The 13,007-nt window shown below is 61.4% G+C and carries 13 protein-coding genes and 1 pseudogene; 4 read left to right on the forward strand and 10 right to left on the reverse strand.

From position 1 onward, the window contains the following. The 3 genes from U1A24_RS14970 to rsmA form a co-directional block, all read left to right on the forward strand. Window positions 1-746: peptidylprolyl isomerase (locus U1A24_RS14970; protein WP_322322779.1), on the forward strand; the 746-nt coding region annotated here is incomplete at its 5' end. Beyond that, window positions 743-1,711, forward strand: a complete 969-nt coding sequence (gene pdxA, locus U1A24_RS14975) for a 4-hydroxythreonine-4-phosphate dehydrogenase PdxA (protein ID WP_322322780.1) — start codon at window positions 743-745, stop codon at window positions 1,709-1,711. The genes U1A24_RS14970 and pdxA, both read left to right, overlap by 4 nt. Before the next feature lie 59 nt (window positions 1,712-1,770). Beyond that, on the forward strand, window positions 1,771-2,613 hold the full coding sequence (rsmA, locus tag U1A24_RS14980; protein WP_322322781.1) for a 16S rRNA (adenine(1518)-N(6)/adenine(1519)-N(6))-dimethyltransferase RsmA: 843 nt from the start codon (window positions 1,771-1,773) through the stop codon (window positions 2,611-2,613). Window positions 2,614-3,637: 1,024 nt separating this feature from the next. Here the strand turns inward: rsmA and U1A24_RS14985 are convergent. From U1A24_RS14985 to U1A24_RS15000, 4 genes and pseudogenes are all read right to left on the reverse strand, one after another. After that, window positions 3,638-3,884, reverse strand: a pseudogene (locus U1A24_RS14985) (DUF4167 domain-containing protein); the annotation flags it as partial. Window positions 3,885-4,075: 191 nt separating this feature from the next. After that, window positions 4,076-4,933 carry a peptide chain release factor N(5)-glutamine methyltransferase gene (gene prmC, locus U1A24_RS14990; protein ID WP_322322782.1) on the reverse strand — a complete coding sequence of 286 codons (858 nt, stop codon included), beginning with the start codon at window positions 4,931-4,933 and terminating at the stop codon, window positions 4,076-4,078. Beyond that, window positions 4,930-5,985: a peptide chain release factor 1 gene (prfA, locus tag U1A24_RS14995; RefSeq protein WP_322322783.1), complete on the reverse strand. Its 1,056-nt coding sequence runs from the start codon at window positions 5,983-5,985 to the stop codon at window positions 4,930-4,932. The genes prmC and prfA overlap by 4 nt, the downstream gene beginning before the upstream one ends. A gap of 57 nt (window positions 5,986-6,042) precedes the next feature. After that, entirely contained in the window at window positions 6,043-6,621 is a 579-nt protein-coding gene (locus tag U1A24_RS15000; RefSeq protein WP_322322784.1) for a CHAP domain-containing protein, read from the reverse strand. 3 nt (window positions 6,622-6,624) lie between these two features. On the opposite strand from U1A24_RS15000, the gene U1A24_RS15005 reads away from it, so the two are divergent. Beyond that, window positions 6,625-6,855: a hypothetical protein gene (locus U1A24_RS15005; RefSeq protein WP_322322785.1), complete on the forward strand. Its 231-nt coding sequence runs from the start codon at window positions 6,625-6,627 to the stop codon at window positions 6,853-6,855. 23 nt (window positions 6,856-6,878) lie between these two features. Here the strand turns inward: U1A24_RS15005 and U1A24_RS15010 are convergent, their stop codons facing one another. From U1A24_RS15010 to U1A24_RS15035, 6 genes are all read right to left on the reverse strand, one after another. After that, complete coding sequence (locus U1A24_RS15010) at window positions 6,879-7,337, reverse strand: DUF1499 domain-containing protein (protein WP_322322786.1); 459 nt, start codon at window positions 7,335-7,337, stop codon at window positions 6,879-6,881. Then, window positions 7,334-8,299, reverse strand: coding sequence for an agmatinase (gene speB, locus U1A24_RS15015; RefSeq protein WP_322322787.1), 966 nt, complete (start codon window positions 8,297-8,299; stop codon window positions 7,334-7,336). Before speB ends, U1A24_RS15010 begins: the two co-directional genes overlap by 4 nt. A gap of 229 nt (window positions 8,300-8,528) precedes the next feature. Next, window positions 8,529-9,926: an aminotransferase gene (locus U1A24_RS15020; RefSeq protein WP_322322788.1), complete on the reverse strand. Its 1,398-nt coding sequence runs from the start codon at window positions 9,924-9,926 to the stop codon at window positions 8,529-8,531. A gap of 123 nt (window positions 9,927-10,049) precedes the next feature. Then, entirely contained in the window at window positions 10,050-11,243 is a 1,194-nt protein-coding gene (locus U1A24_RS15025) for a calcium-binding protein (protein WP_322322789.1), read from the reverse strand. Between the two features lie 59 nt (window positions 11,244-11,302). After that, window positions 11,303-11,704, reverse strand: a complete 402-nt coding sequence (locus U1A24_RS15030; protein WP_322322790.1) for a DUF6636 domain-containing protein — start codon at window positions 11,702-11,704, stop codon at window positions 11,303-11,305. A 102-nt stretch (window positions 11,705-11,806) separates the two neighbouring features. Further along, the gene (locus tag U1A24_RS15035) at window positions 11,807-12,970 is read right to left on the reverse strand and encodes a M20 aminoacylase family protein (RefSeq protein ID WP_322322791.1); all 1,164 of its coding nucleotides are present in this window, start codon (window positions 12,968-12,970) and stop codon (window positions 11,807-11,809) included. Between the last annotated feature and the right edge of the window lie 37 nt (window positions 12,971-13,007).

A 13,007-nucleotide genomic window follows, 5' to 3' on the forward strand; every position in this document is an offset into this window, starting at 1 on the left:
ACCGGGCTTTGGCGAATGGCAGGCCGATGGCGGCGCTGCAGGTCAAGCTTTCCGAGATCGTGATCCCGGCGGTTGGGGCTGGGCGCGATGCGGCGTTGCAGCGGGCAGACAAGCTGCGCCTGCAGTTGCGCGGCGGCGCGGATTTTGCAGGTCTGGCGCGGCAGAATTCCAGTGCGGCCTCGGCCGGGCGCGGCGGCGCTCTGGATTGGATGCTGCTGACCGAGTTGAAGCCGGATGCCGCGAAAGTGGTGCGCGGTCTGGCACCGGGTCAGGTTTCGGCGCCGGTGGTGCTGGACGACACGGTGGTGATTTATCAGCTGCAGGAACAAAAGCAGGAAATGACGCAGCCCTCGGGTGCGATCATGGTGGATTACGCCGCGTTTCTGGTGCCGGATGATGGGGCGTCGGCGGCCAAAGTGCGCGCCAAGGTTGACACCTGCAACGATCTCTATGCGGTGGCCAAGGGACTTCCGGCGGATCGATTGACCCGCCAGACCCTGCCGCAAGCCCAGTTGCCCAGCGATGTGGCGGGGGCTTTGTCCTTGCTGGATGCCGGCGAATCCTCGACCGCGATCACGCGGGGCGGCTGGCGGGTGTTCCTGATGCTGTGCCGTCGTGGCCCGCCGGAAACCGAGTTGCCCAGCCGGGATGAGGTCAGGGTGCAACTGACCAATCAGGTTTTGGGCGCGCAGGCGGACATTTATCTGGAAGAGTTGCGCTCTGAAGCGATGATCCGCACGCCATGAACCGGCCGGTCGCGCTGACCTGCGGCGACCCTTCCGGGGTTGGCCCAGAATTGGCGCTGGCGGCGCGGCTGGCTTTGGGCACAGAAGTGCCATTCTTCTGGATCGGCGATCCACGGCATTTGGGCTCGCAGGCGTTTCAGGAAATTGGCTCGCCTGTTGAGGTGGCCTTGGTGCCCGCGCATCTGCTGCCAGTTCTGCCGCACCGCTTTGCCAGCCCCGCCCTGCCCGGCCAACCCGCGCCGGAAAATGCGGCAGGGGTGATTGCGGTGATTGAGCGCGCTGTGGCTTTGGTGCAGATGGGCGAGGCTTCGGCAGTGTGCACGGCCCCGATCCACAAGAAGGCGCTGAAGGATGGTGCAGGTTTTGCCTTTCCCGGCCATACCGAGTTTCTGGCGCATCTGGCGGGAGTTGACCGGGTGGCGATGATGCTGGCCTCGCCGCTGCTGCGGGTGGTGCCGGTGACGATTCACATCGCGCTTGCGGATGTGCCTGCGGCTTTGACGGCGGAGCTGCTGGAAGAGACCATTCGCATCACCGACGCGGGGTTGCGGCGGGATTTCGGGCTGGCGCGGCCGCGGCTGGCGGTGGCAGGGCTGAACCCGCATGCGGGTGAAGGTGGGGCGATGGGGCATGAGGAGATCACTCTGATCACCCCGGTGCTGGAGCGGCTGCGCGCCGAAGGTTTTGATCTGCGCGGGCCATCCTCGGCTGACACGATGTTCCACCCCCGCGTACGCGAAAGCTATGATGCGGCGATCTGCATGTATCATGATCAGGCGCTGATCCCGATCAAGACGCTGGATTTCGATGGTGGGGTGAATGTGACTTTGGGGCTGCCGTTTGTGCGGACCTCGCCGGATCATGGCACGGCTTATGATATTGCGGGCAAGGGTTTGGCACGTCCGGACAGTCTGATTGCTTCGCTGCGGATGGCGCATCAGATGGCGGCGGCGCGATTGGGGTGAAGGCTGGGGGTTTCACACCCCCAGACCCCAGTGGGATATTTGAGCACAGAGGATGAGAAATGGGCACGATTGACGGGTTGCCGCCTCTGCGTGAGGTGATCAAGGCGCATGATCTGGTGGCGAAAAAGCAGCTGGGGCAGAACTTTCTGCTTGATCTGAACCTGACCGCCAAGATCGCGCGGCTGGCAGGAGATCTGTCGGCTTGCGATGTGCTGGAGGTTGGTCCCGGCCCCGGTGGGCTGACGCGCGGGCTGTTGGTAGAGGGCGCACGGCGGGTGCTCGCGGTCGAGAAAGATCCGCGCTGTGTGCCCGCGCTGCAGGAGATTGGCGCGGTCTATCCGGGGCGCTTGCAGATTATCAACGCCGATGCGATGGAGATTGACGTGCTGGGGCATCTGCATGCGCCAGTGCGGGTGGTGGCGAACTTGCCGTATAACGTCGGCACCGAGTTGCTGATCCGCTGGCTAACGCCCAAGGTCTGGCCACCATTCTGGCAAAGCCTGACGCTGATGTTTCAGAAAGAGGTGGCCGAGCGCATCGTCGCCAAGCCGCGCAGCGATCACTACGGCCGTTTGGCGCTGTTGGTGGGCTGGCGTTGCGATGCCAAGATCGTCATGCATTTGCCACCCGAAGCGTTTACCCCCGCGCCGAAAGTACATTCGGCGGTGGTGCATCTGACCCGGTTGGAAGAGCCGCGCTTTCCCGCCGATGAGGCAGTGCTGAACCGGATCACCACGATGGCCTTTGGGCAGCGCCGCAAGATGTTGCGCTCCAGCTTGAAGGGCATGGGGCCCACGATTGAGGCCCAGCTGGAGGCGGCGGGGATACCGCCCACCGCGCGGGCCGAGGAGATTGAATTGGAGCGGTTTTGTGCCTTAGCGCGGATTGTGGCGGCAGGCTGACGCTTTCCTGCAAGCCTTGAAACGCAAAAAGCCCGCGCTTGGCGGGCTTTTTGGTGGTCATTTACCGGGCTTTACTCGGCAGATTCGGTTTTATCCGGGGTGCCTTCCACAGCGGCCGGCTTTTTCTGCCGGGGCGCGCGGGTGGGTTTCGGTGCGGCTTCCAGTCCGGGCAAAGTCTCGGGCGCGGCTTTCGGCGCACGCGGCGCACGGGTTTTCACCGGAGCCGCAGCGGCGGCTTGTTCGACCTGTGCGACGAGGGCTGCCGGGGATTCGAAGCGCGGCGCTTCGGTGCGCGGGGTTTCGACGCGGGGTGTCTCGACACGCGGGGTTTCGACGCGCGGCGCTTCGACACGGGTGAGCTCGACACGGGGCGCTTCGGCTGAAGCTTCTTCGCGTGTGGTTACGAAACGCGGCGCCTCGGAACGTGGTGCATCGTTGCGCGGCTGCTCAGCACGCGGCTGGTCGTTGCGCTGTTGCTCGGCACGCGGTTGATCGTTGCGCGGCTGGTCATTGCGCGACTGATCGTTGCGCGGCGCGCGTTGCTCGCGGTTTTTGTCATCGCGCTGGCGATTGTCTTGACGGTTGTTGTCTTGGCGGCGCGGCTGCTCGGCGCGCGGCTGGTTGTTATCCCGCTGCTGCTGAGTGTCACGTTGTTGATTGTTGTCGCGCTGCTGGTTGTCACGCGGCTGATAGTCCCGCTGTTGGTTGTTGTCGCGCTGCTGGTTGTCGCGGCGGTAATTGTCTTGGCGCGGTTGCTGACGGCTGACCTCGGGCAGATCGACCAGCGTGTGTTCGTCTTCATCCACCACGCTGAAACCGCCGGTATAGGGCTGATCCGCTTCGCCGGACTCGTTGCGCTCGGGGCGGTAATCGCCGCGCTCATTGCGGTAATCCTGACGATCCCGGTTGCCGCTTTGGCCGCCTGACTGGTTGTTCTGGTTATTTTGGCCGTTTTGATTGTTCTGGCCGTTTTGATTGTTCTGGCCGCCTTGAAATTGCTGGCGGCTTTCCTGTTCGGCTGCCATCTCACGCGTGGCTTCGGCCAGCATGCGGGTGTAATGCTCGGCGTGTTGGCTGAAGTTTTCAGCGGCCACACGATCGTTTGACCGCTGGGCGTCGCCCGCCAGCATCTGATATTTCTCGATGATCTGTTGCGGCGTGCCGCGCACTTTGCCTTCGGGGCCGGAGCTGTCGAAGACGCGGTTGATGATATTGCCGAGGGTGCGCGGGCGGTTCGTCTTTGAACGCGAACGGGACTTGGAAGAGCGCATCTTGTCCTTTGATCCAGATTGTCCGGGAATATGCACCTGATCCTTTCGGGATCGTCTGCCCCGTGGGGCATGGCAGCAATGACCGGGTTTGCGCGGGTCAGTGCCGAATTGCACCGAATGTCGCGTGGGATTGAATAATCACAGGGGGGACGTTCTGACAAGCAGATTTTACGGGTTTGGCGCGAAAACGGCTAGAGATTGCCGCAACGTCCGGGGTCCTGCGGCTTTTCGGCGCAGACAACGCGGTCGCGGCCATCGAGGTCAGCCAAGGTGCGCAGGTTGATCAGGCCTTGGGCTTGTAGCAAGGCGGTGACGGCGGCGCTTTGGGTCGGGCCGATTTCTAACAGCAGGCGGCCTTGGGCCATCAGGCGGGCGGGAGCTTGGGTGGCGATTTTGCGGTAAGCATCAAGGCCATCACCGCCGGGGGTCAGGGCGGCGTGGGGCTCCCAGTGCAGCACATCCGGCGACAGGTGGGGCATCTCATCGGCGGCGATATAGGGCGGGTTGCAGGTGATCAGATCGAAACGGCCTTGGATATTGGCGCACCAGTCGGATTGGATGAATTTGGCGCGGGCGGAGAGGTTCAGGGTGGTGGCGTTTTCTTGCGCCACGTCGAGGGCCTTTGCGGATAGGTCAGAGCCTGTGCCGCTGGCCATCGGCATATCGGCAAGGCAGGACAGCAGGATACAGCCGGTGCCGGTGCCGAGGTCGAGCATTTTAAGGAACGGAAGGGACAGGGCCTCGGCCACCAGAATTTCGGTTTCCGGGCGCGGGTCGAGGGTGTCTTGGGTGACTTTGAAACTGCGGCCCCAGAATTGGCGCTGGCCGGTGATTTGCGAGACGGGTTGGCGGTTGCTGCGGGCGGTGATGGCGGCGGCGTAGGCGGCTTGCGCGGGGGGGCTGAGGCTGTCGGGCAGGTGCAGGGTCAGCCGATCAGCGGCTATGCCCATCACATGGGCGAGCAGCAGGCGGGCGTCGCGGGGGGCGTTGTCGATGCCTGCGGCGGTCAGTTGCGGGATGGCGGCGCGCAGAGCGTCTTGCGCTTTCATCCTTCCATCTCGGACAGTTTTGCGGCCTGGTCGTGGGCAACCAGCGCGTCCACCACCTCGCCCAGATCGCCCTGCATGATCTGGCCCAAGGAATACAGCGTCAGGTTGATGCGGTGGTCGGTCATCCGGCCTTGCGGGAAGTTGTAGGTGCGGATGCGTTCCGAGCGGTCACCGGAACCGACCTGAGACTTTCGTTCCGCCGCGCGGGCGTCATCGACGCGGGCGCGTTCCAGATCGAACAGCCGGGCGCGCAGCACCTGCATGGCGATCTCTTTGTTGCGGTGCTGCGATTTCTGCGCCGAGACCACAATCATGCCCGTCGGAATATGGGTGATCCGCACCGCTGAGTCGGTGGTGTTGACGTGCTGGCCGCCTGCCCCCGAGGCTCGCATGGTGTCGATGCGAATGTCGGACGCCGGGATCACCAGATCAACTTCCTCGGCCTCGGGCAGCACGGCGACAGTGGCGGCAGAGGTATGCACCCTGCCCTGCGCTTCGGTTTCCGGCACGCGCTGCACGCGATGCACGCCGGATTCGAATTTCAGTTTGGCGAAGACGCCCTCGCCCGCGATATGCACCTGCACATCCTTGATGCCGCCGAGTTCGCTGTCTTGTTGTTCCAGCACCTCAAACGTCCAGCCCATCTTTTCGGCATAGCGCTGATACATCCGCAGCAGGTCTGCGGCGAACAATGCGGCTTCGTCGCCACCTGTGCCGGGGCGAATTTCCAGAATTGCCGGGCGGGCGTCGGCGGCGTCTTTCGGCAGCAAGGCGATTTGCAGCCGGGCTTCCATCTCGGGGATGCGGGCTTTCAGCACCGGCAGTTCATCTTCCGCAAGGCTGCGCATTTCCGGGTCGGCCAGCATGATCTCGGCCTCGGCCAGATCATCCAAGGCGCGGCGATAGGCGATGATCTCATCCGCCACCGGCTTCAGATCGGAATATTCGCGCGACAAGGTCGCGATCTCGGCGGGCGAGGCACCAGCGTTCAGCTTGGCTTCGAGAAACTCGAAGCGCTGGGTGATCTGGGCGAGTTTTTCTAACGGAACCATGCTGGCGGTTTGGCCAATCCGGTGGGTGCGGTCAAGAGGCCACTCAGGCCCGCAGGCTTACTTCTTGGCCGGAGCTTGCCAGATAAAGCCGTCAATCTGATAGGGACGGCCCAAAGTGTCGCCTTGGCTGGCGACCCGGACCACCGACCAGTCGTTCTTGGTCGACACATCCACCACAGTCATACCCAGCGAAATCTGGCTGGGCTTCCAGTTGGCGTGATCAATCAGGATCTCGCGCTCCGACACCACTTCCGAAACAACCGCGACATGGCCCTTCGGCAGTTTGCGGGTCGACGAGAATGCCATCACCGCGCCCTCAACCGGCGCGTGACCACGGGCGAATTTGCCCTTGGCCTGATCCCACCAAGTGCCCGCGTTGCCCTTGATCTCAACGCCACTCGCATCGCGGGCAAATGGCACGCACCAGACCTTCTGGCCCTTGGCGCGCTTGGCCTTGGCATTGCCGACCGCTTTCGCGACGAAATTCGGGTTCAGCCCCGGCTGGATCAAATCGGGGCGCGAGGAGAGCATCGTGACTTCCGTGTTGGCCGGCACACAGGCGGCGGTGAGCGCCAAGATGCTGCACAAGGCGGCCAATCGTGGCAGTGCTGCCAGTTCGCGGAAGTTTACAGCCATGTCATGTCCCAAGTCTTTTTGTTTGCTCTGGTCGACCGGCCCTTGGTTAAAACCCAAGTTCACCAGCCCGACCCGGCGGACATTCACTGGTTCGTGACAAAGATCAACGAACTGAAATATTCGTTGGCAACAATCCGCCGCCCGGTTCCCTCGCTTTGGCAAAGATTTGTCGGAAGCGGCAAAAATGACGGTATCTGCGGCGCATCATGCGCGACCGAGGCGATTAAAATATAGGCAGTTTGCAAAAAAGGCTGGCGTCAGCGCGGGCCAAGCGCCGCGATCCAGCCAGAGATTCGCGCCGCATTCACCCCCCAATCGCCTTTGCCAAAGCGCTGGCGGGCGTAAAGCGTCACCCCCTGCGGCGTGGCCTCGGCGGTGGTGAAATCGGGAAAGCCCCAGAACACCGAGCGACTTACCCAAGTGATCCGGCCCGTCTCGGCACTGCCCGCAACGCGACGGGTGCGCGGGCTGGCCAAGGCGATGCCATCAAGTTGGGCCAGCACCGCCTGCGTCTGATCGGGCGCTGCTGTCAGATCGGCATAGGCCCCGGTCGGCAGGGCCGTTACTTTGTCCGGGCTGGGGGTCGCCATCTCTTGCGGGCGCGGCTCCAGCGGCACATGCCACTGCGCAGGGTTGGTTGGGGCGAGGCGAATATAGGCCATGCCCCCCGCCGCAACGATCAGGATCAGAACGGCGAGGGTCATGGTTTTGCTCATCTTTGTGTTTTCGCCCAATGATAAAGACAGATCAATTCGTAGCCGACATGCGCGCCAGCAATGGCGGTGGCGCCGGTGGTGTCATAGGGCGGCGAAACCTCGACAATATCACCGCCGACCATGTTGATACCGGCAAGGTCACGCAACATCGCGGCGGCTTGCCAGGAATGTAGCCCGCCCCAGACCGGCGTGCCGGTGCCGGGGGCAACCGAGGGGTCAAGCGCGTCGATGTCAAAGGTCAGATAGGTTTGGTGATCGTCGACAATGTCTTTGATCTTGGCCACCGTCGCCGCGGTGCCGTTTTCATGCACCGAGCGCGCGTCAATCACGTTGAAGCCAAGATAGTCCTCGGTGGTGGTGCGGATGCCGATCTGCACGGAACGCTGCGGGTCGACATAGCCCTGCTTCACGGCCTTATACATCATGGTGCCGTGGTCGATGCGGGTCATGTCGTCATCAGGCCAGAGATCGGAATGCGCGTCGAAATGGATCACTGACAGCGGCCCGAATTTCTCGGCATAGGCGCGCAGGATTGGCAAGGTGATGTAGTGATCGCCGCCGAGCGTGATCGTGCCAGCGCCCGCTGCCAGAATTTTGCGGATATGCGCGGTCAGCGTTTCGGGAAAATCCGAGGTTTTGGCATAGTCAAACGCGCAATCGCCGTAGTCGATGATGTTCATCTCGGCCAAAGGATTGGTTGGCCAACCGTAGGGCGGATCATACGGTTGCAGGCTTGACGCCTCACGGATCGCACGCGGGCCAAAACGGGTGCCGGTGCGGTGGGTGACGGCTTGATCAAACGCCACCCCGGTGATGGCAAGATCCACCCCGGTCAGGTCTTTGGTGTAGGTGCGGCGCAGGAAAGAGGTAGCCCCCGAGAACGCATTCTCAAAGGCATAGCCGCGCTGCGTGGTGCGGGTGAATGCGGTGTCGATTTCGGTTTTGGCGTCTTCTAGGGCCATGATTTACTCAGCGTACAAGCGCTTGCGTCTTTGTCCTTTGAGCCTTGCAAGGCTGGGGCCGGAGACGCGCGGATCCGGGTGGTTCAAAGGACGGCAGGCGCACGGGGTTGTCAAGCCTGCTGCGGGCGCGATTGGTGCTTGGGGCGGAGCCTCCGGCGGGGGTATTTAAGAACAGATGAATTTGCTCTTTCTGAAATACTCCCGCGCGGAGCGCTGCTTCGGCGGCGGTTTAGCCCAAACGATGGCCTTCGCGCACCAGATCATCACTGACCCGGCGGATCGCGGTTTCCAGCGTATCGACCACGAAATCCACCTCGGCTTCGGTGATGATCAAGGGCGGTGACATCACGTTCAGATGGCCGATGGGCCGCACCAGCAAGCCAAGGGATTCCGCCACATCCGAGATGCGTTTGCTCTCGTTGACCTCGTCGGGCAGCAAGGCTTTGGTGGCCTTGTTGGCTACGTTTTCAACGCAAAGCATCAGACCCTGCCCGCGCACGTTGCCAACCAAGGGCAAGGATTCGAGCGCCTTCAGCCGGGTATTGAAATAGGCACCAACTTTGGCGGCATTGGCGAGCAGGTCTTCACGGTCCAGAATTTCGATGTTTTTCAACGCGCAAGCACAGCTGACCGGATGGCCGGAATAGGTCAGCCCGGTGGTGAACCAGCGGTGGCCGCCTGTCGCCATTGCGGCCCAGATCCGGTCGGACAGGATCAAGGCACCCAATGGCAGGTAGCCCGAAGTCAGGCCTTTGGCGGTGGTGATCATGTCGGGTTGCACCCCGAAGGCATCTTCGCTGGCAAACCAGTGGCCGATGCGGCCAAAGGCGGTGACCACCTCATCTGCGATGAACAGGATGTCGTGGCGTTTGCAGATCTCCCACATGCGTTTGAGATAGCCTTGCGGCGGGATGATGATGCCGCCCGAGGCTTGGATCGGTTCTGCAATGAAGCCGCCGATGCGGTCAGCGCCGACTTTGGCGATCAGGGCTTCGAATTCGGCAATCAGATCATCGCAGAACTGCGCCTCGGTCTGCCAATCCGGGCGGCGGTAGGGGTTTGGGCAGGACAGATGGTGGATGCCCTCGGTCTTATAGCGGAATTCTTCAATGCGGTCGCCGTTGCGTTTGCCCACCGATTGAGTGAGATACGTCGAACCGTGGTAAGAGTTTTCCCGCGCCACGATGTCGGTCTTATCCGGGTTGCCACGGGAATGGTGGTAGTAGCTGACCACCCGCACTGCCGTATCGACGGCGGTAGAGCCGCCGGTGGTGAAATGCACCCGGTTCAGATCACCCGGCGCGAGTTCGGCCAGTTTGGCCGCCAGACGGGCGGCGGGATCGTTGGTCATATCGACAAAATGGTTGGCGAAGGCGAGACGTTCGGCCTGTTCCGCAATCGCATCCGCCATTTCGCGCCGCCCAAGCCCGATGTTGGTGCACCACATGCCGCCCACAGCGTCGAAATACTCGCGGCCCTGTTCATCCCACAGCTTCGCGCCCTGCCCGCGCGCGATCACCAACGAGCCCGCCTTTTCAAACGGCCCAAAGTTCGCCCAAGGATGCAGGACATGGGCGCGGTCCATCTCGAAGGCGGATGTGTTGGGCAGGCTTGCGGGGGCGTTCATTTTGAATCTCCAGTCAATATGATTTGGCCAAGATAGCCAAAGCGCATAAAAACACCAGAGGATTTTTGATCAAAATATTCAGCTACGGATGTTTCCGCGCTGTCAGCGGATTTCCCGCGACACTCACAAGATATCGATCCAGCCAGCAAGCCCTGCCGTTGATGTCATGCCAACCAGAATGAAAACGTCACCGTTGCCAAAATCCAATGCGACATTGCCTGCGACCACATGCGCGTAGCGGCTGACGACTTGGCTTGCAGTCAGGGTTTCGGCCCAAAGCGTCTGCGACAACATCAAGCGATCCGCGTCAGAGGTGGTGAAATCCGCGACCCAATCCTTGCCAAACCCTTTTGAGAACACAAAGCGATCTGCCCCCAAAGCACCGCGCAGCACATCCGAGCCCGCGCCGCCACTCAGGCGATCATTGCCACCTTCACCGATCAGGCGATCATCGCCCTCCTGGCCATAGAGAAAGTCACCCGTCGCGCCGCCGAAAATAACATCATGGCCAGTGCCACCGTAAAGCTGATCGCTGCCAAAGCCGCCCTCAAGCTTATCGTTTCCCGAATCCCCCAGCAGAGTATCATTGCCAAGCCCACCCGAGACCAGATCGTTGCCGCTGTCACCCGAAAGATAGTCGCCGACACCGCTGCCGCGCACAGTATCCGCGCCATCCCCTGCCTTGATGATAATTGCCCCACCGGGCGCACTCAGCAGCTGCGAAGCTGCGTCGCCCTCAAGATACTGATACTTCGCGGCACCATTCAGATCAACAACTTGCCCGAAATGTGCGCCCGCTTTATCAAACACATAGCTGCGAGTCTGGCCCTGAGGACCAAAAGCCAAATCCAGCAGCTGCGTGCCGTGGATCGCGCCGCGCGGTGGGTTTCCTCCACCTGCGTCGGGCAAGAAATTCAACAAGGACAGATCATAAAGCTGCGGCGCCAGCCAAACCTGTGAAAATGCGCCGGCATAGTGATCTTCCATCACGACAGCCTTGCCGAAAGCCACATCGCTGGTCAAAAACACTGTCGCATCACCGCCCCTAGCGGCCATAGTCGCCAAAACGGCCGTTGCGTCATAGCCCACATGGCCGGGCGGCACGAACAGTTCTATGGTGATCGTGTGACCATATTGGGTCACATATATCCGTCGGAATTCGGCTGCGGCAGCCCGGCCATAGGCATCATCGCTAAATTGAAGCGCAGCATATTGGCTGCCATTTACAGAAAGCTCAGCGGCGATCCGAGCGGCATCTCGAATGCCATCTGCTGCGGTCAAAGTTGAAGCGGCAGAGGCGGACGCATAATTTGTCATTTTGTTACCATTTACAATTTCGTGGCGCGGCTTTTTCTGGCTATATCAGAGTTGTAGCGTCAGAACAGCTTTTGCTTGGCCTTCGAGATCTTGAAACCATGCCCGCCGAGGTTGGTGCATTCCATCCCCGACTTCTCGGAGGTGCAGGTGAATGGCCCCAGCGAAATCGACTTGCCGTAGCCGAGTTCGATCCCGCCCGGATCGGCGACGGCATCGGAGACGCAGGCGAGATAGCCCTGCCCGCCCGCATCGACGGCAAAGCTGCTACCCCAGTCAAATTCGCAGTTGGCAGGGGCTTTGCGGTAGGTCGGCGTCAGCGATGACATATCGCAGCGCACCTGCGCGTAGTCGCCGGTCATCATCGCACATTGGATGTTGCCAGAGGGCGAGTGGAAGGCGAGGTAATCATCGGCAAAGGCTGGCGCGGCCAGCAGGGTCAGGGCAAAGGCAAGACGGATCATAATGGCTCCTTTTCAAACGATAGGAGCAGTTTAGCGCGGCATCGGTGTGCCGCGCCAATTTTCTTTGCAGGAAATCGCCGAAAGCTTTGGCGCGCTTGGCCCCTATGCCAAAGGCTGTGCCCGTTCGACCAGTCTTGCGAAGAACGACGCCCCAATCGGCGCGGCCTCGTCGTTGAAATCGTAAGCCGCGTGGTGCAAACCCGCCCCCGGCCCGGTGCCCATGAACAGATAGGCACCCTTGCGCGCCTCGAGCATGTAGGAGAAATCCTCGGACCCCATTTCGCGCACCGAATTGCCATCGACCGAAGTTTCGCCGACAATTTCGCTGGCCACTTCCACGGCAAAGGCAGCTTGGTCGGCGTGGTTGATCGTGGCGGGATAGCCCCAGTCGTAATCGATCCGCGCCTGCACACCGTAAGCCTGCGCGTGACCTTCGACGATTTCGTAGAAACGCTTTTTCAACAGTGCACGGACCTCGGGCTTGAAGCAGCGAATCGTCGCTGCAAACATCGCTTCTTCAGGGATGATGTTGGATGCCGTGCCAGAGTTCACCATCGTCACCGACAACACCGCCTCATCCAAGGCATAGACATTGCGCGGGATGATAGTCTGGATTGCCGAGATCATCCCGACCAAAGCCACAATCGGATCGACGCATTCATGCGGTGTCGCGCCATGCCCGCCCTTGCCCGTCAGATAGACATAGGCGGTATCGACCGAAGCCATCAGCGCCCCCGGCGTGGTCAGGAAATGCCCGAACGGCACATTTGGCGCATTGTGAATGCCGTAGACCTGATCGACCGCAAATCGGTCCATCACGCCTTCGTTCACCATCTCGCGCCCGCCCGCGCCATCTTCTTCGGCGGGTTGGAACATCAGCGCGACGCGGCCTTTGAAGCGGCGGGTTTCGGCCAGATATTTTGCCGCCCCGAGCAGCATCGTCACATGGCCGTCATGGCCACAGGCGTGCATTTTGCCGGGAATCGTCGAAGCATATTCCGCCCCGGTGATTTCCTGAATCGGCAGCGCATCCATATCGGCGCGCAGGCCGATGGTCGGGCCTTCGCCCTGGCCGTTGATGATCGCGACGATGCCGGTCTTGGCGATTCCGGGGTGAATTTCATCGACGCCAATCTCTTTCAGACGATCGACGATGTAAGCGGCGGTGGTGAAGCAATCGAAGGACAGTTCGGGATTCGCGTGCAAATGTCTGCGCCAGCCCTTCATTTCCTCGGCATAAGCGGCGATACGATTGAGGACGGGCATAGCGGACTCCTGATTTGCTTTGGCCTTTGATCAAATC

Origin of the sequence: Cypionkella sp., from assembly GCF_034376685.1 — a bacterium.
In the GTDB taxonomy this organism is placed as follows: Bacteria; Pseudomonadota; Alphaproteobacteria; order Rhodobacterales; family Rhodobacteraceae; genus Cypionkella.